The following is a 22,656-nucleotide window of genomic DNA, read 5'->3' as shown; positions in this document are numbered from 1 at the left end:
CGCTTATCCTTCATGCACGGCTTTGGTGACGAGGCAGGCGTCTATCCCTTCCGGTCCGTCCTCCGCGCCATGGCCCGACCATTTAACCCCGCCAAAGGGGGAGTCCGATCCGCCGATCATCGCCGTGTTGATGCCGACCATCCCAGCCTCCACCGCTCGCGCGACCCGGCGCTGTCGCGCGGCGTCGCTGGTCCAGGCATAGGCGGCCAGCCCATAGGGCAGACGATTGGCCTCCGCGATCATGGCGGATTCATCGGCATAGGCGTTGATGAGGGCTACGGGGCCGAAGGGCTCCTCGTTCATGATCGTGGCGTCGATCGACGTGCCCGACAGCACCGTGGGCGCGTAGAAATAGCCCTCGTTACCGATCCGTTCGCCACCAGTTTCCAGACGGGCACCTTTCGCCACCGCATCACCGATCAACCGGCCCATCGCGTCCAGTCGCCGGGCATTGGCCATCGGCCCCATGATGCTACCGGGGGAGGAGCCATCGCCGACCACGACCTTCTTCGCGCGATCGACGAAGCCGGTAAGGAAGCGGTCATGTACGCTGGCTTCGACGATGAAGCGGGTCGGCGACACGCAGACCTGTCCTGCATTGCGATATTTGCCGGCCACCACGGTATCGAGCGCCTTGTCGATATCGGCGTCGGCAAAGATCAGCACCGGGCCATGGCCGCCCAGTTCCATCGTGGTGCGCTTGCAATCCTCCGCCGCGAGTTTGGCCAGATGCTTGCCGACGAGCGTGGAGCCGGTGAAGCTCATCTTGCGGATGATGGGGGAACCGAGCAGATGACGCGACACCTCATCGGGCACGCCGAACACCGCCTGCGCGACATCGCCTGGCAGGCCGGCGTCGAGCAGGCATTGCAATATGGCGAGCGCGGACGCCGGCGTTTCCTCCGCCGCCTTCAATATGACCGAACATCCCGCCGCGATCGGCGCGCCCAGCTTGCGACCGGGATTGCCGAGTGGGAAGTTCCACGGCGCAAAGGCCGCGACCGGGCCGACCGGCTCCTTCGTCACCGTCGATCGCTGGCCGACCGGGCGCACCAGTGCCCGGCCATAGAGGCGGAAGACTTCGCCGGCGTAGAAGTTGAACAGGCTGACGTTCATCATTACTTCGATGCGCGCCTCAGCCAGCGTCTTGCCCTGCTCCAGCGTGGCGATCCGGGCCAGTTCCTCCTGCCGTTCGACCATCAGCCGCGCCGCGCCTTGCAGCACGGCGGCCCGCTCCTGCGGGGTGCTATCGCGCCAGCGGTGGAAGCCCCGCTGCGCTGCCGCAAGCGCGGCGTCCAGGTCTGTCGCATCGGCCAGCGGCAAATCGGCCAGCGCTGCGCCGGTAGCGGGATTGACGACCACATGAGTCCGCCGCCCGCCGCCCGACAGCCGCTGGCCGTCGATCATCAGATAGAGATCGGGATAGGCCATGGCGCTCAGGCGCTCACCGCTTCGCGCGCCGCCGTCTCGCGGTCGATATCGCCCTGCCAGCGTTCGGCGACGATTTCCCTGCCCGTCACCGGATGTGGCATGTGGAACGGCACGAGCTTATGGGTCGGCCACAGCCAGTGATCCTCGATCAGCGCGTCGGGGCCGGTCGGGTCTTCGGGATAGGTGATCTTGGGGAAGGGCACATATTCGGCCGGCGTGTTGGCCCAGCCCTTGTCGAAATCGGCATGCCATTGCGGCATGTAGTTCAGGATCTGGATGCGCCAGATGCCGTCGACCTTCTTATAGGTATTTTCGTAGATGCCGCCTTCCCACCATTGGCGCGCCCCCAGCATGGGGTTGGACGGGTCGGTATAATCCTTGTGCCGGCCGGCCTGCATCATGGATCGGGCGCGGGCATGGGCGGTGACGCCGTCGGGGGCGACGTCGACGATATCCTGCAATTGCGGATGATCCAGCAGGAAGCCGTCGATCGGTCCGTTGGTGCCATGGGTGAAGCGCGCCTGGAACCGCTCGACATAGAGGCGGCGGACGCCCGCCTGACCGCGCCACACGCCGCCGAAGAAACGCACTTCGCCATCGTCGGTGAACAGGTCCGCCGTTTCGTTATAGAGACATTTGTCGATCAGATAGCCGTAAAGATGCTGGAGCTTGCGGACGTCCAGTTCATCCTCCCGCCGTTGCAACCGGGTCGAAAGGTCGGTGACGGTCTTTTCCAGATGCGCGATGCGATCGGTGTCGGACATGAATCTCTCTCCTATCATTGTATGTAATACTTACGAATTTGCCGCTTCGGCAGCCAGTCGTTCCACTTCCTCCCGATAGGGACGGATTGCGCGGATCATGCAGAGCGTCGCTATCGGCAACAGCACGCCGGCGGTCATCACCAGCGACTTCCACAATTGGCTGGGGTCGCCGACGATATAGTCCTGCACCAGCCCGACCAGGAAACTGCCCATCGCCCCGAAGAAGGTGAACATGAACAGATAGATGGCCGTCACCTGCCCCCGCATGGCATTGGGCGCGACGCGCTGGATCGCTGCATTTTGCGGCACGGCGCCGGCGATGCCGAACATCGCGCCGATGCTGGCGACGCCCAGCGACGCATAGCCATTGGGCATCAGCGGGGCGAGGATGGCACAGATGGTGACACAGCCGAAGAAGATGGCGGCGGCGCGGACATTGGCGTCGGCATGGCGCTTGGCCAGCCATTCGACGAAGATGCCGCCCAGCAGCAGCCCGGTCAGCGACGCCGCTAACGTCATCGTGCCCATCACCGCGCCGATCTGCGCTTCGTTCCAGCCATAGGTGCGGATCATGAAAGGCACGCGCCAAAATTGCAGGCCGAACACCTCGATCGCGCTCAATGCCAGTCCCGCGAAGAGCGGATAATAGACGCGGCGCTTGGCATGAATCGCCTTGGCTGCGTCGAGGCCCGTGAAGGTGAGGATGCGGCGGCCCAGCGATGCGTTGGTGGGGGGCATGATGGTGCCGGCCGGAGGAGCCTGTCGCGGCGGTTCCTTGACGGTCAGGAACAGCAGGGCCACGAATAAGGCGGGCAGGCCCAGCCAGATCATCAACCATTGCCAGCCCAATATGGTCAGGCCCCCATGCTGCGTCGGCGCCCATCCGGCCGCCATGGCGATCAGCATCCCGCCGACGGCCGGGCCGAGCGTCGTGCCGCCGATGAAGCCGAATTGCAGCAGCGCGAAGGCACGGGTCAGGATGCGCGGCGGAAAGGCGTCGGCCAGCAGCGAATAGGAGGATGGCGCATGGGCCGATCCACCTGCCGCGAGGAAAACGCGGGTGCCGACGAACTGGCCGAAATTCTGGGCGAGGCCGCCCATCGACGTGATGATACCCAGCGCTGCGGAGCCGCCCGCCAGCACATATTTGCGGGGAAATATGTCGGCCAATCGCGCCAGCGGGATGCCGACGAACAGATAGCATATGATGCTCGCCGGCCCGGCCAGGAAACCGAGCTGCGAATCGGACAGACCGAAATCGGCCTTGATCCGCTCTGCCAGCATCGCGAACACCACCTGTTCGAAAAAGGTGACGAAGGTCGCCAGGATGATGACGAACAGCGCCCAATAGGCCGCCATGGTGGAATAAGGCGGGCGGGCGGACGCGGCAGCATCGGGTGACGCTGCGTCATCTCCATCCCATATCGTGTCGGTCGCAATCGGCGCGGGCGCTAAAGCCATTGACCTTCTCCTCTCCATCTCTCCCTTTGTTCACAGGGATGAAATTTCGGCTTGGCGAATTTGTAAGTGAACTATACGATTATGGCGAGCGAAAAATGCACGCCTGTTATAAAGATTGGCGTTGCAAAGATAATCGTAGGAGAATGGGATGCTCGACTTTGCGGGACGCACCGCCTTTGTGACCGGCGGCGCTAACGGGATCGGCTTGGGGCTGGTACGCGCGCTTCTGGCGCAGGGGTGCAAGGTGGCGATCGCCGACATTCGCGAGGATGCGCTGGCCGCCGCGCTCAAGACGCTCGATAATCAGAGCGTTTTACCTGTCCAACTCGATGTCGCATCGCGCGCCGGCTTTGCCGATGCGGCCGACCGAGCGGAGGCGGCGTTGGGGCCAGTCAGCCTGCTTTTCAACAATGCGGGCATCAACCTGTTCCAGACCATCGACGAGTCCAGCTATGATGATTGGGACTGGGTGATGGGGGTCAATCTGAACGGCGTCATCAATGGTGTGATGACCTTCGCTCCGCGCATGAAGGCGCTGGGGCAGGGCGGGCATATCGTCAACACAGCATCCATGGCGAGCTTCCTGTGCGGCGGCGCGCCCGGCATCTACAACACCACCAAATTTGCGGTGCGTGGCATGAGTGAATCCCTGCGCTACAGCCTGGCGCCGCACGGTATCGGCGTGTCGGTTCTTTGCCCCGGTCTGGTGAAGAGCCATATCTATGCCAGCGATGAGGTCCGCCCGGCGGCGCTCAGCGGTGGGGCGAAGCCGGTGGACAGTGCGGCAGTCGACCGGCTGGAGCAATTGCACCAGTTCGGCATGGAGCCGGACGTCATTGCCGCCCGCACATTGGAGGCGGTTCAGGAGAACCGTTTCCACATATTCCCCCATCCCGAATTTCGTGACGAGCTGGCGACGGTGTTTGGTGAGATATTGGCGGACTTCCGCGATTATCCGCAGGATGCCGGGTTCGACCAGCGTGTAGGGTTTGAGGCCATGCGCCGGGACAATTATGCCAAGGCCCGGCGATCGGCGCGCGAACGCGCCTGACCCTTAATGCGCGAACAGGTCGCCCTGCCGTGGCGGGGCGACCGTGCGGCGTGGCGTCGCTGGCGCACCGATCAGCACCCGCGCGCGGCCGATCAGCGTATAGACCGCCTGACGTTGGGCACCGCGATTGAGATGATCGACGCGATAGCCCTGATAATGGCGCTTAAGCAGCCCTGCCTTCACCAATTCGGTGACGGCGCGGCTCAGATTGGTCTTGCCCGACGCGCGGACGCGGCCCCGGACTTCCTCCTGCACCAGCGCTTCGTCCGCAGCGCTTTCGCCGGACAGCCGCTCCTCCTTGCGCAATTCCTCGCGCACCCGCTCGACCAGTGCCATGCGGCGCGGATCGCGATGCCCCATCGGCGTCAACGCATCGCAAAGCCAGTCACGCAGGGGGATAAGGCCTTTGCCCACGCGGACCTCCGGCCCGGCGCTGCCATCCGCCTTGGTTACATCGGCGATCAGCGTCAGCAGCATGAAGGCGTAACGCGGCCGCGAGCAGCAATGCGACAGCTGATCCAGCAGCAGCGACAAATCGCTGCCACCGGGTATGCGGGACGAGACGGGCGCATGAAACATATCGTGAATCAAGCATAGTCTGACCCGCTTGTGAATCCCGTTTTTCTGCCGAGTCGCATTTTGTCGCTCGTGACACTTTGCCCATCGGTAAAGTGTCACGGTCGGCACTTTACCGATGGGCGGCACATGCCTTGTCAGGCCAAGGAAGAGTCCGCTTGCGCCGTATCAATGGCCGGCAGGGTCAGCATGACCCGCAAGCCCGGTTCCGCGTCACCCAGCGTCAGCGTACCGCTATGCATATGGGCCACGGCCGATGCCAGCGATAGGCCCAGCCCGGCGCCGCTGATATGGCGGGAGGCATCCAGCCGGGCGAACCTGCGTAGCGCTTCGATCCGCCGCTCTTCGGCAATGCCGGGGCCATTGTCGGCCACGGCAATCTCGATCCTGTCGCCCGATCGCCGTGCCGACAGCAGGATTTGGTCGCCTCCATATTTCAGCGCATTGTCGATCAGGTTGGACAATACTTGGCCGAATATCTCCCGGTGCGATCGGATATGCAGGTCCGGCGGCGTATCGACGCTGATCGTCACGCCCTTATCCTCGGCCAAGGCATCATACATGTCCTGAAAATCCAGCAGCAGCGCGGCGACGTCGACCGCCACAAAACTGTCGCGGCCGATGCCTGCCTCTGCCCGGCTGATCAGCAGCGCAGCGTCCAGCATGCGCAGCAGCGTGTCGCCTTCCTCCAGCGCCTTTTCCAGCGCCGCAATAGATTCCTCGTCCCGGCTCTGGCGCAGCGCATTGTCCAGTACGGCGCGCATTCTTGTCAGCGGGGAGCGCAGGTCATGCGCCAATCCGTCCGTCACCAAACGCATCTCGTCCACCAGGCCGGTGATCCGCTCCAGCATGGCGTTGATTTCCTCACCCAGCGCGTCGAACATGTCGCCGCTGCCGGACAGGATGATGCGACGCTTCATGTCGCCGGTGCCGACCGCCGCCGCCGTGTCGATGACCGACCGCAACCGCCCCCGGATGATCGCAGCGGAAAAGAAGGCCGCGCCTGCCGCCAGCGGGATCGCAAGTATTACCGCGCCCAGCAGCGCGGCCTCCAGATAGCCGCCGAAACGCAAGTCATTTTCCACGACATGGCCGGTCAGCAGTCGCGTGCCATCCGGAAACTGCGTGCTGACGATCCCGATGCTCTGGGGCTCGCGCTCCTTCTGGCCGATGCGCAGCAGGTCGAGTTGCCGCCAGCTTTCCGCCGGGCCGATCGCTGATGGCCAATTGGGAATATTGCCCGCTACCCGCTGACCATTGGGTGCGATCAGCAGCATGACCGAACTGCCGTCCGGATCGGCGGTCATGCGGCTGCGGACCGTGGCGCCGGCCGCCTGCAATCCGGCCGCCGCATAAGTGGCGGCTATGTCGTCGCGCAGATTGACCGCGACGGCGCGGCTCGCTTCATCCACCGAATTGTTGGTGAATTGATGCACAGCCCATAAGGCAAGCAGTACGCAGGCGATCTGCATCAGGAAGACGAGCGCAGCGAACCGCCAGATGACGCTTTGGCGCCAACGCATCGTCAACCCTGTTCGCTCAGCCGATAGCCGGCGCCGCGAATCGTGTGGATCAGCGGGCTTTCGCCCTCTTCATCTACCTTGCGGCGCAGGCGGCTGATATGCACGTCGATGACATTCGTGCCGGGATCGAAATGATAATCCCATACGCCCTCCAGCAACATGGTGCGGGTGACGACCTCGCCCTGATGGCGCAGCAGATAATCGAGCAAGCGAAACTCGCGTGGTTGCAGGTCGATGGTGCGGCTACCGCGCTTGACCTTGCGCGAGAGAAGGTCGACCTCCAGACCGCCGCAGGACAAACGCGTCTCGGCCGCTTGTCCGCCGCCACGCCGCAGGATGATGCGCAGTCTGGCGAGCAATTCGGCAAAGGCGAAGGGCTTGGCCAGATAGTCGTCCGATCCGCCGGTCAGGCCCTTGACCCGTTCGTCGGCGGTGGCCAGCGCGGATAGGATGATGACCGGGGTTTCAATACCGGCGGCGCGCAGCGCGGCGAGCACGGCCATGCCGTCCATTCCCGGCAGCATTCGGTCGAGAATGATTGCGTCATGCGCGGCCTCGGTCGCCAGGAACAGCCCGTCGCGGCCGTTATCGGCCCGGTCGACGGTGAAGCCTTCTTCCACTAGCCCCTTGGTGATATAGTCTGCGGTGGTGGCATCATCCTCGACCAACAGCACCTTGTAGCTCATGACCGTCCTCATTTCCCGGCCTCCCGCATCCGGGCGGCCATGCTGCCTTTCCCGCCGCCGATCAGCCGCTGGAGGTCCACCATCGCCCGTGCCAGCGAAAGCCCCTGCGGCCCCGCGATGAAACGCGGTTCCCAGATCGGCACGAACTTCGCCTTATAGGCACGCAATCCGCCAAAGCCATAGAAGGCATCGCCATGGCGGTAGAGGAAGGCCGCCGCCTTGACCCAAAGCGGGGACAGGCGCCGCGCCTCCAGCCCCGACAAGGGCGCAATGCCGAGCGTGAACCAGCGATAGCCATGGGATTGGCCCCAAAGCAGCAGGCTAGTGAAGATGAAGTCCATGACACCGGGTGGCGCATCGCCGCTGTGACGCATCAGATCGACGGACAATTCCTGACCGTCCGCCGTCGACCAGATATTGGCGAAGGCCACGATCCGCCCGTGGCAGCGCACGACCGCGCAGTCGAACCTTGCCATATAGATATCTCCAAAACGACCGACGCTGAAGCTTTTCTCGGTGGCGCCCTTGGCGGCCAGCCAGTCGTCGGACACGGCGCGTAATTCGGGCAGCAGGGCCGGCAGGTCGACCGCCGCCACGATTTCGAAGCCGGCGCCATCGCGGGCGGTGCGGCGGACGGCGTGGCGCAGGGGGCGGGCCTGCGATCCTTCCAGCGTGAAGGTGCTCAGGTCGATCCGTGCCTCCTCCCCATATTTGACGATGGACAGGCCAAGGTCGATGGCCAGCGGCAGGGATTCCAGGCTTAGTTGATAGAGCAATAGTCGCCCCTGCGCGGCGTCGGCCCGCTCACGCATGCGCCATAGCAGGTCGCCCCATTCAGCCGGATCGCCGACCGGATCGCCCATGACGATCCAGCTATGCCCTTGTACCTGATACATGAGAAAGGCGCGACCGGACGGGGATGTCAGGAAACGCTTGTCGCCCGTAAGCGCGAGGCAGGCGTCCGTCCGACGGGCGAGGGCGAGTGCGGTTTCGCTGGGCGGGCCGCATGGCTCATCGTCGCCACGGTCGGTAGCCGGGCGCAGCAGTCCCATCATTGCGGCGCCGACCATCACCACGCCGGTGGCCAGCGCAGCGCGCAGGAAGCGCGAGGCGTCCTGATGCCGCCCGAACTGCCACCACAGATCGCTTTGATAATCGACATGGCGATAGGCGATGAAACCGATCCAGATGGACAGGCCGACCGCGACGCCCAGCGTAGCGATCCATCCTGGCGTCAATATGGCCGATGTCAGGCTGGTGCGGCGATAGAAGGCCGCATGGCTCCATTGCAGCAATGCGGCGATGGACAGGAGGATGATCGCCTCCTCATAATCCAGGCCCTTGCTGAGCGAGAAGAGCGCGCCGGCGACCAGCAGCAACCGCGTCAACAAGAAGGCGCCATCAAGCCGTCGATAGAGTCCCGATGCCAGCAGGATCAGCATCGCGCCGGTCATGCTGGCGGCCAGATGGGACGCCTCGACAAAGGGCATGGGTATGATGCCCGCCACGATGCGGAACCGCCCCGGAACGGCAGGGAGCGATCCGGAAATAAGCAGGATGGTGCCGCCCACCGCCACCAGCGCGGCGAACATGGTGGGGGCGATCGCGCGGGCCAGCGTCTGCGCGCCACCCATCACCTGGCGTACTGGCCGTCGCCATGCATGGCTTTCATGCGCGGTGATGAGGATGACGGCCACGAACAGGGGGACCAGATAATAGAGGATGCGATAGGCGATCAGCGCCGCGATCAACACCGGCTGGTCGACATTGGGCAGGGTGGCGACGATCACGCCTTCGAATATGCCGATGCCGCCCGGCACATGGCTGATCAGCGCTACGATGATGGCGAGCGCATAACCCAGGAAGAAAGTGGGATAGAGGGCAGGGGAGAGATGGGGGACGAGGACGAACAGCGCGGCGCTGGCAAAGGCCAGGTCGATGCAGGCGATGCCGATCTGCGCCAGTCCCTGTGTTCTGCTGGGCAGCGTCAGGGTCCAGCCGAAGAGGTTGATCGAACGGGCGGCTGGGCCGAGCGCGGCGAGGAGCAGCATCGCACCGATTAGCAGGGCAATGCCGATGGCGCGCTGCACGACCGGATCGAGCGCGAACCCACCCAGCGCGATGGCGGCGGGATGCAGGGTCATCGCCAGTGCGGCAAGGGTGAAGACGCCGCCCCAAAATGCGAAGCTGGCCGACGCGATGATGCGTGCGACATCCCCCGGCCCCAGACCCGCCGCGCCATAGATGCGCAGCCGTGCCGACCCGCCGGTAACGATCGCCAGGCCCAGATTATGGCTGAGCGTATAGCTGCAGAATGACGCCAGCGCCGCCGTGCGCCAGCCGATCCCGCTGCCGATGATGCGGAGCGCCAGATGATCGTAAAGGGTAAGGGCAAGATAGCTGAGGACGGTCAGCAGCACGCAGGCGGCGATCGCGAGCGGTGGGATGGCGTGGAAGGCCGCCCGGACATCATGCCATTCTATTTCGGTGAAGAGATGGTCGAGCGCGGCGAAGGCGAGAGTAGCCACCAGCAGGAGCAGGCCGACGCCCAGCAGTTGCCGACGCGGGCCGATGGAGCGGGGAAGCGTGAGGCTGGTCATCGGGCAGCGTCGCGCGCGCCGACCGCGCGCCCGATCCCCTGCAACAGGGCGGCGCTCACGGCGTCTGCGTCATGGTGCAGTGGATGGCCGCCGGGCAGTTCCAGCCGGGTGACGTTGGACTGACGCAGCGCCGGGCACAGGCTGCTGTCCTCGTCCGCGCCATGGATGCAGAGCAGGGGCGTCCAGCTGAGCTTCTGGGCGGCGATGACGGCATCCTCTTCGGGTTCGTTGAAGGAGAAGATTTCGGACGGAGACGCGCGCCACTGGCGCGTCGCGCCGGGCACGATCAAGCCGATAAAGGCGATCCGGCGGCGTAATTCCGTCGGTACATAAGGCAGCGAGGGTGCGATCACGTCCGCCCCGAAGGACTGGCCGAGCAGCAGCAGCCGGGCATCTGGATCGAGCGCGATGGCGCGGCGCAGGCCATCGGCGATCATCGCGCCGGCTTCTTCGGGCGTGCGACGGGTGCGGAAGAAGTGCAGGCTGTTTTCGGCCACGACCGGGATGCCCTGCCGGGTCAGCCGTTCGGCGACGTCCGGCCCCAGTCCGGCATGGAAGCCCATATCGCCGGACAAATAGAGCGCGACCGCGCGCGGTTGATGCTGGCGTAGGGGCGCCTGTGCGGGGAGCGTGTCGAACAGCGCGCCATTGCCGATATAGCCGATATAGCAAAGCGCCAGGAGCAGTGCGCCGGTGAAGCCCGCCAGGCCGATCGTCGTCCGGCTCATGACGGGTTGCTCCAAGCCGGGCCTGTACCCCGCAGCGCGTCTGTCGATTGTACCCGACCGCTGCGCTCCAGCTTGCCCCAGCCGACCCAGGGGCCAAGGATGGCGGTTCCCACGGCGCGGATGACGACGCTGTACATGATCTGCCGGTAGATGAAGCGCTGCGCCACCAGCAGGAGGGCAGGATAGCGTTTCTCGCGCGGTTCCAGACGATAGGCGACCGCGCCGCAGGCGATGTCTATGGCGGTAAAGGCGATCCAGTAAAGTGCCATGCGCAGCACGTCGCTTTCCGTCTGCGCCCAACCATGCTGATGAACGCGCAGGGCGGTGTCGAGCGCGCTGACAACCAGCGCCAGGTCGATGATCGGCGACACCATCGCAAAGCCGATCTGGAACAGCCAGGCCTGAGGCAGCCCGACCCAGGCGAGGCCCGCCGGCTTGCCTTCCCGCCAGATGCCGCGATGCTTCCACAGACATTGCAGCGTGCCATAGGCCCAGCGGAAACGCTGTTTGGACAAGGCACGGAAGCTTTCGGGTGCTTCGGTCCAGGCGACTGCGTCGGTATCATAGGCGATGCGCCAGCCGGCGCGCTGCACGGCGATGGTCAGATCCTGATCCTCGGCCAGCGTATCGACCGGATAGCCGCCCACAGCATCCAGCGCCGATCGCCGCCACGCACCGACCGCGCCCGGCACCACGGTGATCGCACCGAAACGGGCCAAGGCGCGCCGTTCCAGATTTTGCGCCGTCACATATTCCACCGCCTGCCAGCGGGTGACGAGATTGATGCGGTTGCCGACCATCGCATTGCCGGCGACCGCCCCGACCTGCTGATCGGTAAACCAGCGGGCCAGGCGAGCGATCGTCAGCGGCTCGAACTGGGTATCGGCATCGAGAGCGACGATGATCGGTGCCCGCGCCAGTTCCAGCGCGCGATTGAGCGCCACCGCCTTGCCGCCATTGGCCAAGGTCAACAATTGTACGCGGCTGTCGCCGGCGAAGGCGTCGGTGACGATCCGGCTGGTGCCGTCAGTCGATCCGTCATCCACCACGATGACCTCCAGCCCGACTTGCTGGCTGGACAGGACGCGGCGCACGGATGTTTCGATGACCTTGGCTTCGTTGAAGGCAGGGATGATGACGGACACGAACAGGTCGGGCTGAGTCGTGGGTGGGGCGATGCGGTTGCGCGGCAGGCGGCTGCCGAGCGCCAGCCCGGCCAGCATCACCGCGCGGCCGATGCCGAACAGGATGACGGCGAAGAAAAGCCATTTGAGCGTCATGGCGATACCAGCGAGAACCAGGAAGATGGCGACGTCGACCCGCACGGCGACGAGGTCCGCGCCGCGCACCTGCGGCATCACCTGCGCCGGCGTCAGGCCGGCCAGCGTCGATACCGGCACGAAACGATAGCCGCGCGCCTTGAGTGCCTGAATGATGCGGGGCAATGCCGCCACGGTCTGAGCCCGGTCGCCGCCGCTGTCATGCAGCAGGATGATCTGCGCCGAACGATCCGCGCTGCCCGCCTCTACCTGCGCGATGGTCCGCGCGACGATGGCGTCGGCGCCCGGCCGGGTCCAGTCGCCCGGATCGACATGCAGGCCGACGTTGAGATAGCCCGCCCGTTGCGCTTGCAGCGCTGGCCCGATCTCGTCTGCCGTGGTCGGTTCCGCATCGCCAAAATAGGGCGCGCGGAACAGGCGCATGGCGTGGCCGGTATAGGCCTCCACCAGTCGCTGCGTGCTGTTGAGCTCCAGCGACACGCCCCGGTCCCAGACCTGCGCCAGATTGGGGTGGGTATAGCTGTGATTGCCGATCTCGCTGCCCTGCGCGATGATTTGCCGCAACAGGCCAGGGTGCATCATCGCATTTTCGCCGATGACGAAGAAGGTCGCCGGGACATGCGCCTTGCGAAGGATGTTCAGAACCGGCGGGGTCCAGACCGGATCGGGACCATCGTCGAATGTCAGCGCCACCTCATGCGGGCGATAGCCGGTGCGGCGGATGACATAAGGGGTCGGCAAGCTGGCGAAATGCTCGTCGGTGATGAGGCCGGCGGTGCGGCCCGAACCCATGGCGATCGTGCGGTGGCCGATCGTGGGCACGTCGTCGATCCGCAATATTTCGCCGTTGCCCTCCACATCGACCGAGTTGAAACTGGTCAGCCGCTCCATGGCTGCGGACGGTGCGGTGTCGCGCTGCTTGAGCGCGGACCAGAAGCCGGGATCTTCCGACCCCAACCGCCACAGCGCGACGCCACCGGTGCCGGCCAGTCGCGCGGCGCGAATCTGGTTCCAGGCGCTGGCCGCGTCCAGCATCCAGACATGATGGACCCGCCCGTCCTGTTGATAGTCGAAGCTGGCATTGCCCGATGCCGGATCGAAGCGGATCGGGGCGCCGCTGTCGTGCGCGGACAGCCATGCATCCTCGATCGACAGCGTTTCGGCGCTGGCCGCGCCATCGGTCCAGTCATAGGCATAATTGCCGATGGCGACGATCGTCTTGGCGGCCGGCACGACCTTGAGCGCGGCGCGCAGCCGCTGCACGAACCAGGGCTGGGCGGCGATAGGGCCGGCCTTGTCGCCGATATAATGCTGGTCATAGTCCATCAGGAACAGGCGGTCGGCCAGTTGACCGTACCGTGCGAGATCCCAGCTGGCGTCATCCACCGGCACGGTCAGCGTCAGCAGCAGATGCCGATCGCGCAGCGTCGGCGCAGCCTGATGCAGGAAGGCAAGATAGTCGCGCTGCGATCCGGGCGGCAGTGCTTCGAAATCGAAGACGACGCCGGTGGCGTGCAGTGTTTTCAGGGTAGGGATGAGCTGGTTCAGGAAGGTGGTGCGCGCGTGGCGATCATGCAGCAAGGCGGCGGTGCCTTTCCCATCCCATGCCCCATCGCCGACATTCTGCACGACCGGCAATATCTTGGGGCGGCGGTGGGCCGCGTGGATGATCGCTGTGAAATTGCTGTCGTTCGTCAACTGCAACCGGTGAGCGGACCCCGTGACGGACAGGAGGGCCGGGGCAACCCAGTCGATATGATCGACATGTTCGCGCAGGGCCGCGCGGCTGGCGTCATCCCACGGGACATAGAAGGCGGCCGTTACCGGATGTGCGGAAATGGCGGAGCCGCCATGAGGGAGCCATTGCGCAAAGTCGGCGCGCAGTTTGGCGCCGATATGGCCGAGCTTCTGGCCGATGCCTTCGGCGCGCGGACGCTCCATGCGCAACGGCACAGCCGGAGGGGTCGGGACATCCACGATGGTCACGGCAAAGGCGACCGCAGCGACCATGATCGCGAGCAAGGTCACGAACAAAGCGGGCAAGGTAAAGCGGCGGCGACGCCCGCTGGCATCGTAGAAGATCGGCCTGTGCATCGTCCATCCGTGCGGTTGGAGAGGCGGCGTAACAGGGGGAACGCCGCCTCTCACTTCACGGTCGAGGAAAATGACCGCGACCTTGGATAGGATAGTCCACGCGTCGGCAGGATGAGCGCATCATTACAGTTTGGTCATGAGGTGCCCTGTGTCGATCCTGGGCCGGTCCATTCTCGATCAGGCGATGGTCAATCCGACCTCGATATTGTTGCGGGTGGCGTTGGAATAGGGGCAAATCTGATGGGCCGCCTCGACCAGCCGTTCCGCATCGGCCCGGTCCAGACCCGGCAGATTGATTTCCAGATCAGCGGTGATGCCGAAACCGCCCGCTGCGCGCGGTCCGATACCCACGGTCGCCGTCACGCTGGTGTCGGAAGGCACCTTGAGCTTCAGCTGTTGGCCCGCAACCTTCAACGCACCGATGAAGCAAGCCGAATAGCCGGCTGCGAACAATTGTTCGGGGTTGGTGCCGTCCCCGCCGACACCGCCCAACTCCTTGGGCGTCGACAGCGCGGCGACGAAGCGGCCATCTTCCGATCGTGCTTCGCCGTCGCGACCGCCGGTCGAAGTGGCGCGGGTGCGATATTTGACATCAACGGACATAGTATTCTCCTTTAATATGACGATAATATATATCGCGATATATATTAAATAGGAGTCGAAGGAGGGCTTGTCCAGCGAATTGTTTATCGCGATATGGATTCTGTAGAACGCCCCGGATGGAGTGAAGACATGCCTGCCGCCGCCCCGCTCGATCATCAGCTCTGCTTTTCGCTCTATGCGACCAGCATGGCGATCAATCGTGCCTACAAACCCATGCTGGACCAACTGGGGATCACCTATCCCCAATATCTGGTTCTACATGCCCTGTGGGAAGAGGACGGTCGGCCCGTCGGCATCATCGCGGAACGGCTGGCGCTCGAATCGAGCACGGTCACGCCATTGGTGAAGCGGCTGGAAGCGGCCGGCTTCGTCATGCGCGCACGCAATCCGGCAGACGAGCGGCAGGTGCAGGTGCGGCTGACGACCAAAGGTCAGGATATGCGCGAGCAATGCGGCTGCCTGGCCGAAGCGCTGCTGACCCGATCGGGCATGTCGATCGAGCAGCTGGCAGCGCTCAACCGCGACGTGACGACGTTGTGGACGGCGCTCCAGTCTAGCTGAGCGTGACACTTTTCAACTTTATTGAATGGAAGGCATGAATTTATCGGTCTGATCGCAAAAGCCTCGCCTCGCTATGAAGGCTGCATAGCCGCAACGGAGTTTTTGCCATGCTCACCATCGCCACACCGCGCCTCAGCCCTGCAGAATGGCAGGATGTCCGATCGACGCTGACCGCCGTGGCCGATTGCGGCTGTGGCGAACCTGAAGCCGCCGGATCGCTGCGGTCGCGGATCAGCCATGCGGTCGACGCCCTTATCGGCGCGAAGAGGGCAGCGCCCGCGCCGCTCCTCGCGCATCTCCATCCGGTGCGTGACTTTCTCTGCGAAACCGGCCGCACCCGCCAATTGGCCGAACGCCATGTGCCGTCTCTTGCCGCGCAAGGCTTTTCCCGCGCCCAGATCGAAGCGCTGGCGCTGCTCGGCGCCTGACCTCCATTCCGCCGAAAGGAACCATTTCATGTCCATCCGCTCTTCCGAGATCGACGCTGTCGACACGATCATCCTGCCACCGGTGCGCGACCTGGGAGACGGCTTTTCCGTCCGCCGGGCGCTGCCTTCGGCGCATCGTCGCATGGTCGGCCCCTTCATCTTCTTCGATCAGATGGGGGAGGCGGTGTTCAACAGCGGCGAAGGGCTGGACGTGCGTCCGCACCCGCATATCGGCCTCGCCACCGTCACCTATTTGCTGGAGGGCGAGATATTGCATCGCGACTCCGTGGGTTCGGTCCAGTCGATCCGGCCGGGCGAAGTCAACTGGATGACGGCAGGCAGCGGCATCGTCCATAGCGAGCGCACGTCCGAGGAGAATCGCGCCAGCGGCGGCCAGCTGTTTGGCCTCCAGACCTGGGTGGCGCTGCCGACCCAATATGAAGAGGTCGATCCGGGCTTTTCCCACCATAAGGCGGACGCGATTCCGACGATCGAGGATGCGGGCACGCGCCTGACCCTGATCGCGGGCAGTTCCGATGGGCTGGTTTCGCCGGTCAGGACCTTCTCTGACATGGTCTATGCCGATATCGTCCTGCAAGATGGCGCGCGCTATCAGTTGAAGGCCGAGCACGTCGAACGTGCCATCTATGTCGTGGCGGGCGAGGTCGAGGTGCTCGGCCAGACCGGCGGTTTCGCAACCGGCGAACTGGTGGTGTTCAAGCCCGGTGCGGAGATTGTGCTGCGGGCGAAAGGTGGCGCGCGGCTGATGTTGCTGGGTGGTGAGCCGCTGCCGGAAAAGCGTAACATCTACTGGAATTTCGTCTCCTCTTCCGCCGATCGGATCGAGCAAGCCAAGGCAGACTGGCAGGCCCAACGCTTCGCCAAGGTGCCGGACGAGAGCGAGTTCATCCCGCTCCCGGCCTGACCTGTTCAGGGGCGCGGGTTCAGTCTCCCTCGTCCCCGATCCGTTCGGCGCGGCGCCCGGATGCCGCAAGCCTGGCCAGTTGCATGAATTCCTGCCGCCAATAGTTAGACTGCGGGCCGGCCAGACGGGCGATGTCGGGATAGTCGAACGTGCCTAGCCGCGTATCGCCCCGCAGTTTCTGACCGAAGGCGGCGACCGCGACGGCAAAGGCCATATCACCCTGCGGCCGGCTGGCCGTGGCGATCAGGGCGGCGGGGACGGGGTGTTCGATCAGGCGGCTCGTCTCGTTTTCGGGTAATTTGTAGCGCAGGCGGACCGTGGCCAACTCGCGGGCGTCGCCCGTTCCGGTCGGTGCTCGGTTGGCCGCATATTTGCGCAGCCCGCTCCAGCCCGCTTCCCCCACCGGCACGATCTCATAGAGCGCCGTCACCTGATGGCCGGCGCCGATCTCTCCGGCGTCCACGCGATCGTCGGCGAAATCCTCCTCCGCCAGCGCACGATTTTCATAGCCGATCAGCCGATACTGGCTGACCGCTGCCGGATTGAACTCCACTTGTATCTTTACATCCCTGGCGATGGTGAAGAGCGTGGAGGACAGCTCTTCACCAAGCACTTTGCGCGCTTCCATGGCGCTGTCGATATAGGCATGGTTGCCATTGCCAAGATCCGCCACAGCCTCCATCATCGCGTCATTATAATTGCCCTGGCCAAAGCCCAGCGTGGTCAGGGTAATGCCATCTTCCCGGTTCCGCTTCACCATATCCTCCAGCCCCTGCTGGTCGGACAGGCCGACATTGAAGTCGCCGTCCGTCGCCATGATGATACGGTTGATGCCGCCCGCTATGCGGTGCGCGCGCGCCAGATCATAGGCCATGGCCAGCGCAGGACCGCCTGCCGTTGCCCCCTGCGCATCCAGCCCATCCAGCGCCGCCTTGATCTCGGCCGGATCATGACTGCCCTCCACCAACGTCTCGACCCACCCGGCATAGGTGATGATCGACACGCTATCGTCGGGTCGCAGCCCATCGGCCAGGGTGGAGAGCGCCTGCTTCACCAGCGGCAGCTTGTCGGCATCCTGCATCGATCCCGACACATCGACCATGAAGACCAGATTGGCCGACGGCCGCTCGGATCGGGTGACATCATAGCCGCGCAGGCCGATGCGCAGCAGCCGCGTGCCCGGATTCCAGGGCGTGGTCGCCATGTCGGTCGTCACACTGAACGGCGCGTCGCGATCGGCGGGCAGGGGATAGTCGTAGCGAAAATAATTGACCATTTCCTCGGTCCGCACCGCATCGGCCGGGACGGCCTGGCCGCCCAGCAGCATGCGGCGGACATTGGCATAGGCGCCGGTGTCGACATCCACCGCGAAAGTCGAAACGGGGGCGTTGGCGACCTGAAGGACCGGGCTGACCGAATGGCCGTCATAGCGTTCTGCGCTGACGGCGCTGGCAGGACCATTATTGGCTTCTTCATAGACGTAGCCGCTGGGCGGCTGGCTGCATCCGGCAAGGATCAGGCCGGGAAGAAGGGTGAGAGCGATGACCGAGCGTCTGTGCATGCTGGTTTCTCCACTATTGCAGTAGAGAGAGAATAAGATCGACAAAGCGGCGCTAGCAAGCGACGAGTAGAGTGCCTGAATGCCCCTGTTGCTCACCATCAGCCGCGCCCGATCGGCTTTTTCGCAGAATTGCGTGGTTTGCGATTCTCCCTGCACATCGCCTGCATCACGGCTGCGCCAACTATTCATCAACTGCCCCGATGATCTGCTTGAGAGCGGCCCATCTTGCCCCGACATTCAGGGAGACAAGATCATGCCTGCTTCAGCCCTGCGCTTCACCGCGCGCTTTCGCTGGAAATTGTTGCCGGCTTTGCTGGTCGTCGGACTGGGCGACTGGCTTTTCTATCAGCGTCAATTTTATGGGGGCTATGTCGGCCTGTTCACGCTGGCGGTGTTGGGCGCGTTGCTGATCGGTCGGCCCATGATCGGCCGCGATCGGCGCGCTTGGGTCGCGCTGGCGGCTGCCGGCCTGTTCAGCGGCGCGCTGCTTTACGATGCGAGCTTGCTGGCGTGGATGCTGTTCTGGATTGCGGCGGCCATGGCCGCATTGTTGCCGGCGACGGCGCGGTTCGACGATGGCTGGCGTTGGTTCCAACGCCTGCTGCTGCACGGGCTGCGCGCGCCGTTCGTGCCGCTGATCGATGTACGCCGCCTGCTCAAGGTTCGCGCGGCGGGACGATCGGGGCGCTGGAGCATGCAGGCAGCCATGGCCACATTAGCCCTGCCGCTGATCGGCAGTGCCATAATCCTCAGCCTGTTCGCAGCGGCCAATCCCCTGATCGAGCGTTTCCTGTCGTCTTTACTGCTGCTAGATCTGTCCATCTCGCTGTTCGCGCGGGTGGCTTTCTGGACCTTGATCTTCATCGCCATCTGGAGCCTGCTGCGGCCCAGAGCGGCCCGCCGCCTTTTGCCGATCTTTGGCGGGCGAGCCGATGCGAGCCTGCCCGGCGTGTCGGTCGCCTCGGTTACTCTGTCCCTCATCGTCTTCAACCTGATCTTTGCGGCACAGAATCTGATGGACGCCGCCTGGCTTTGGGGGTGGGCACCGATGCCTGCCGACATGTCCATGGCCGATTATGCCCATCGCGGTGCCTATCCGTTGATCGCGACCGCGATGCTGGCGGCGCTGTTCGTTCTGGTAACGCTGCGGCCCGGTGCGGATACCGCACGTATCCCTGCAATCCGCAAGCTGGTGTCGCTGTGGATTGGGCAGAATATCATCCTCGTCGCTTCCTCCATGTTGCGCGTGGCCGACTATATCGACGCCTATTCGCTGACCCGGTTGCGTATCGCGGCGCTGATCTGGATGGCGCTGGTCGGCTTCGGCATGGCTACCATCTGCTGGCGGCTGCTGCGCGATCACAGCGCGTCCTGGCTCGTCAATGTCAATCTGGCTGCGGTGGCGCTGGTCCTTACCGTGGTTAGCTTCGTGGATCTGGGTGCGATCGCCGCGCAATGGAATGTGCGTCACGCCCGGGAGGTCGGTGGACGGGGTGTCACGCTCGATCTTTGTTATCTCGATCATCTGGGCGATTCGGCGCTCCTTGCTTTGTTGCAACTGGAGCAGCAATCGACCATCGCCCCGGCTTTTCGTGAACGGGTGGAGGCTGTTCGGGCACGTCGCGCCTATGAGCTGGCGGCGGATCAGCGGCGGGGCTGGTCGCTGCTCGGGCAAAAGCGACTGACACAAGCTCGCCTGATCGCGGCGCAAACTGGGCCGCTGCGCCTGATGCTGAGGCCGCGTGCGTGCGACGGAGCGCTGATCCCGCCTCCGCCCGTCGCGGCATCGCCTGTTCAATCCGAACATGTCGATCCCAAGACGGTTCGTGCGTTGACAGGGGAGACCGTGAAATGATCATGTACCCCATGCCCAGCACCATCCTGATCGTGGACGACGATCCCCATATCCGCCAGTTGCTCGTCTTCGCCTTCGGCAAGGCGGGATTGGAAACGATCGAAGCCGCCGATGGCGAGGAAGCCCTGACGCAGGTAGAGAGGCAGCGCCCCGATCTCGTCATCCTCGACATCAATATGCCGCGCATGGACGGGCTTGAGGTCTGCCGTCGGCTGCGGGCGCAGGACGATGTCCCGATCTTCTTCCTTTCCTCGCGCGACGATGAAATCGACCGGGTGCTGGGCATAGAACTTGGCGGCGACGATTATGTGGTGAAACCCTTTTCGCCCCGGGAAGTGGTGGCCCGATCCATGGCCATCCTGCGCCGCACCGCTGCCAAGCCTCCGGCGGTCGAGAATGTCGGCATCATGCGCCACGGGTTGCTCAGCCTCGATACGGAGAGCTGGTCGGCGCATTGGCAGCGTGTGGAGGTCAGCCTGACGGTGACGGAATTCACCATATTGCGCACCCTGTTGGCGATGCCCGCGCGCATATTCTCCCGCGACCAGATCATCGACCGGTTTCGGGGGCCGGGCTTTGCGCTGACCGACCGAACCGTCGACAGTCATGTTCGCAACCTGCGGCGCAAATTTGCCGATGTGGGCGGCGTCGACCTGATCGAGACGCGGGCCGGGATCGGTTATCGGCTTGGCGGATGCTGCGGGACGGCGTCGCCCGCATGACATCGGCGATCAAGGCATGGATTGCCCGCTACTGGCCGGTGCTCCGGCTGCGTACGATCCTGCTCGGCACATTGTTGTTCGTGGCGGCTTTGCCGGGATTTGGGGCGATTTTTTTGCGGGTGTATGAAAATGCACTTGTCCGTCGGACCGAAGCTGAACTCGTGGCGCAAGGCGCGGCGCTGGCAGCCAGTGCGGCCGTGGTGGCGAGCGACCCGGTCGCGCCGGAACCCGGACCGAGCGAGGCCGTCCGCTATCATGATCGGATGACGGAGGTGGACTTGCGGGCTTCGCCGGTCCTGCCAGCGCGTCCGCCAGCGTCGCAGACGCGTGATCGGCCGGACGGACTGGCGGTCGGAATCGCGCGCCGGATGATGCCCGCATTTCAGGAAACGAAACTCACGACCCTGTCCTCCATCCTGATACTCGATCGGCAGGGGCTTGTGCTGAACGGCAGGGAAGGGGGACGAAGCCTGGCGGATCTGCCGGAGATCAAGGCGGCACTGGCCGGCAAGGCGGTGACGGTGTTGCGGCGGAATGAAGGCTATATTGCCCCTTATCCGCTGACATGGCTGAGCCGCGCCGGCAACATCAGGCTGCATCATGCGCGGCCGATCCGCGTCGATGGCAAGGTCGTGGCGGCGCTGCTGCTGTCCCGCTCGCCGCGCGCCTTGTTCCTGGGCCTCTACGAAGACAGGGGTAAGATCATGCTGGGGGTGGTGTCGATCTTCCTGCTGCTGCTGGTCCTTTCAGCCATATTGTCGCGCGCGATCGTGCGGCCGATCGAGGGGTTGAGTCGCGCCACGCGCAGCCTTGCCTCCGGGCGCCGGATCGCACCGCGCCATCCTTCGCTGCAAGTGGTGGAAATCCGGACCCTGTTCGAGGATTTCGAGCAGATGGCCGACAGCATCGAAAAGCGCTCGCGCTATTTGCGGGACTTCGCCTCGTCGGTCAGCCACGAGTTCAAGACGCCGCTCGCCGCGATCTCCGGGGCGATCGAGTTGCTGCAGGACCATGGCATGGACATGACCTCTGCCGACCGGACACGCTTTCTCGCCAATATGGCGGCGGATGCGGAACGGCTGTCCCGGCTTGTGCGACGCCTCATGGAGTTGGCGCGCGCCGATGTCTTGATGGGGGAGCAGGATGCAAGCGTGGAGGCCGGCCCACTTCTGGCGGCCGTCGCGGACGCGCTTGGCGGGCGTGAATTCACCATTGCCCTGGCTTTGCCAGAACAGGCGCCAATATTGGCCATCGATCCAGACGCGCTGGAGGCCGTGCTGATGACCCTGGCCGATAACGCACGGCAGGCTGGTGCGACCCGGATGAGGATCGGCCTGACGATACAGGATGGCTTTGCTTGCCTCGATCTCGTCGATGACGGACCAGGTATTCCGGAAGGAGACAGGGGAAAGATCTTCGACCCCTTTTTTACCAGCAAGCGGGAACAGGGCGGAACGGGACTCGGTCTGGCGATAGCCCGCTCCTTGCTGGAAGCCTATCGCGCCGACTTGTCTCTTCTCCTTTCGTCGCAGGGCGCGCATTTTCGTCTCCTATGCCCTCTGGCGTCGAAATGATCGTTCTCATGACATTTTTTTGAAAAAAGGCGTTGACCGACTCATCGGACCCATCTAGAGGGCTTTTCACCGGACGGGACGACGCCACTGCGGCGCTGGACTGGACGGTCGCCAACATAGACGGACACTGTTCCCCCAGACGCAAGGAAGGGGTTGGATGGTTGTCCGCCAAAACTTGTCGGTGGTTCTTTGACATTGTCGGTTAGATGAAGGGACATGTGGGCGGCGGCTCC

At 64.1% G+C, this 22,656-nt stretch carries 18 protein-coding genes; 7 read left to right on the top strand and 11 right to left on the bottom strand.

Annotation, left to right across the window (positions count from 1 at the left end; genetic code table 11):
* Positions 1–3: 3 nt before the first annotated feature.
* Genes F4U94_RS20020 through F4U94_RS20010 form a run of 3 tightly spaced genes read right to left on the bottom strand, consistent with a single transcriptional unit; the run spans position 4 to position 3,656 of the window.
* Positions 4–1,431: an NAD-dependent succinate-semialdehyde dehydrogenase gene (locus tag F4U94_RS20020; protein WP_120252665.1), complete on the bottom strand. Its 1,428-nt coding sequence runs from the start codon at positions 1,429–1,431 to the stop codon at positions 4–6.
* Positions 1,432–1,436: 5 nt separating this feature from the next.
* Entirely contained in the window at positions 1,437–2,195 is a 759-nt protein-coding gene (locus F4U94_RS20015) for a nuclear transport factor 2 family protein (protein WP_120252666.1), read from the bottom strand.
* Between the two features lie 30 nt (positions 2,196–2,225).
* Positions 2,226–3,656, bottom strand: a complete 1,431-nt coding sequence (locus F4U94_RS20010) for an MFS transporter (RefSeq protein ID WP_120252667.1) — start codon at positions 3,654–3,656, stop codon at positions 2,226–2,228.
* Between the two features lie 148 nt (positions 3,657–3,804).
* On the opposite strand from F4U94_RS20010, the gene F4U94_RS20005 reads away from it, so the two are divergent.
* Positions 3,805–4,707: an SDR family NAD(P)-dependent oxidoreductase gene (locus F4U94_RS20005; RefSeq protein WP_120252668.1), complete on the top strand. Its 903-nt coding sequence runs from the start codon at positions 3,805–3,807 to the stop codon at positions 4,705–4,707.
* Positions 4,708–4,710: 3 nt separating this feature from the next.
* On the opposite strand, the gene F4U94_RS20000 is transcribed toward F4U94_RS20005, so the two are convergent.
* The 7 genes from F4U94_RS20000 to F4U94_RS19970 all read right to left on the bottom strand — a co-directional run bounded on the left by F4U94_RS20000 (position 4,711) and on the right by F4U94_RS19970 (position 14,797).
* A complete protein-coding gene (locus tag F4U94_RS20000) occupies positions 4,711–5,286 on the bottom strand; it encodes a hypothetical protein (protein ID WP_120252669.1) in 576 nt (191 codons plus the stop codon).
* 134 nt (positions 5,287–5,420) lie between these two features.
* Entirely contained in the window at positions 5,421–6,806 is a 1,386-nt protein-coding gene (locus tag F4U94_RS19995) for a sensor histidine kinase (protein ID WP_120252670.1), read from the bottom strand.
* Between the two features lie 2 nt (positions 6,807–6,808).
* On the bottom strand, positions 6,809–7,492 hold the full coding sequence (locus F4U94_RS19990) for a winged helix-turn-helix domain-containing protein (RefSeq protein WP_120253487.1): 684 nt from the start codon (positions 7,490–7,492) through the stop codon (positions 6,809–6,811).
* Positions 7,493–7,500: 8 nt separating this feature from the next.
* Complete coding sequence (gene mprF / locus F4U94_RS19985; RefSeq protein ID WP_120252671.1) at positions 7,501–10,092, bottom strand: bifunctional lysylphosphatidylglycerol flippase/synthetase MprF; 2,592 nt, start codon at positions 10,090–10,092, stop codon at positions 7,501–7,503.
* Positions 10,089–10,820, bottom strand: coding sequence for an AcvB/VirJ family lysyl-phosphatidylglycerol hydrolase (locus tag F4U94_RS19980; RefSeq protein ID WP_120252672.1), 732 nt, complete (start codon positions 10,818–10,820; stop codon positions 10,089–10,091). Before F4U94_RS19980 ends, mprF begins: the two co-directional genes overlap by 4 nt.
* Positions 10,817–14,194 carry a trifunctional glycoside hydrolase family 18/polysaccharide deacetylase/glycosyltransferase family 2 protein gene (locus tag F4U94_RS19975; protein WP_120252673.1) on the bottom strand — a complete coding sequence of 1,126 codons (3,378 nt, stop codon included), beginning with the start codon at positions 14,192–14,194 and terminating at the stop codon, positions 10,817–10,819. The genes F4U94_RS19980 and F4U94_RS19975 overlap by 4 nt, the downstream gene beginning before the upstream one ends.
* Before the next feature lie 177 nt (positions 14,195–14,371).
* On the bottom strand, positions 14,372–14,797 hold the full coding sequence (locus F4U94_RS19970) for an organic hydroperoxide resistance protein (protein ID WP_120253488.1): 426 nt from the start codon (positions 14,795–14,797) through the stop codon (positions 14,372–14,374).
* 129 nt (positions 14,798–14,926) lie between these two features.
* Between F4U94_RS19970 and F4U94_RS19965 the strand changes: the two genes are divergently transcribed.
* From F4U94_RS19965 to F4U94_RS19955, 3 genes are all read left to right on the top strand, one after another.
* Positions 14,927–15,358, top strand: coding sequence for a MarR family winged helix-turn-helix transcriptional regulator (locus tag F4U94_RS19965; protein ID WP_120252674.1), 432 nt, complete (start codon positions 14,927–14,929; stop codon positions 15,356–15,358).
* A gap of 107 nt (positions 15,359–15,465) precedes the next feature.
* Positions 15,466–15,786 (top strand): hypothetical protein, encoded by a 321-nt coding sequence (locus tag F4U94_RS19960; RefSeq protein WP_120252675.1) that lies wholly within the window; start codon positions 15,466–15,468, stop codon positions 15,784–15,786.
* Between the two features lie 28 nt (positions 15,787–15,814).
* The gene (locus F4U94_RS19955) at positions 15,815–16,711 is read left to right on the top strand and encodes a pirin family protein (protein WP_120252676.1); all 897 of its coding nucleotides are present in this window, start codon (positions 15,815–15,817) and stop codon (positions 16,709–16,711) included.
* A gap of 19 nt (positions 16,712–16,730) precedes the next feature.
* On the opposite strand, the gene F4U94_RS19950 is transcribed toward F4U94_RS19955, so the two are convergent.
* The gene (locus tag F4U94_RS19950) at positions 16,731–18,272 is read right to left on the bottom strand and encodes a vWA domain-containing protein (RefSeq protein WP_232016526.1); all 1,542 of its coding nucleotides are present in this window, start codon (positions 18,270–18,272) and stop codon (positions 16,731–16,733) included.
* Positions 18,273–18,525: 253 nt separating this feature from the next.
* Between F4U94_RS19950 and F4U94_RS19945 the strand changes: the two genes are divergently transcribed.
* The 3 genes from F4U94_RS19945 to F4U94_RS19935 are packed head-to-tail and all read left to right on the top strand — an operon-like array spanning position 18,526 to position 22,423.
* A complete protein-coding gene (locus F4U94_RS19945; protein ID WP_120252678.1) occupies positions 18,526–20,127 on the top strand; it encodes a DUF4153 domain-containing protein in 1,602 nt (533 codons plus the stop codon).
* 11 nt (positions 20,128–20,138) lie between these two features.
* On the top strand, positions 20,139–20,849 hold the full coding sequence (locus F4U94_RS19940) for a response regulator transcription factor (protein ID WP_120253489.1): 711 nt from the start codon (positions 20,139–20,141) through the stop codon (positions 20,847–20,849).
* Positions 20,822–22,423: a sensor histidine kinase gene (locus F4U94_RS19935; RefSeq protein ID WP_120252679.1), complete on the top strand. Its 1,602-nt coding sequence runs from the start codon at positions 20,822–20,824 to the stop codon at positions 22,421–22,423. Before F4U94_RS19940 ends, F4U94_RS19935 begins: the two co-directional genes overlap by 28 nt.
* Positions 22,424–22,656: the final 233 nt, after the last annotated feature.

The sequence above is a fragment of the Sphingobium limneticum genome (assembly GCF_008710155.1).
In the GTDB taxonomy this organism is placed as follows: Bacteria; Pseudomonadota; Alphaproteobacteria; order Sphingomonadales; family Sphingomonadaceae; genus Sphingobium; species Sphingobium limneticum.
Note: the sequence above shows the minus strand (reverse complement) of the source record. Positions and strands in the feature narration are given on the sequence as shown.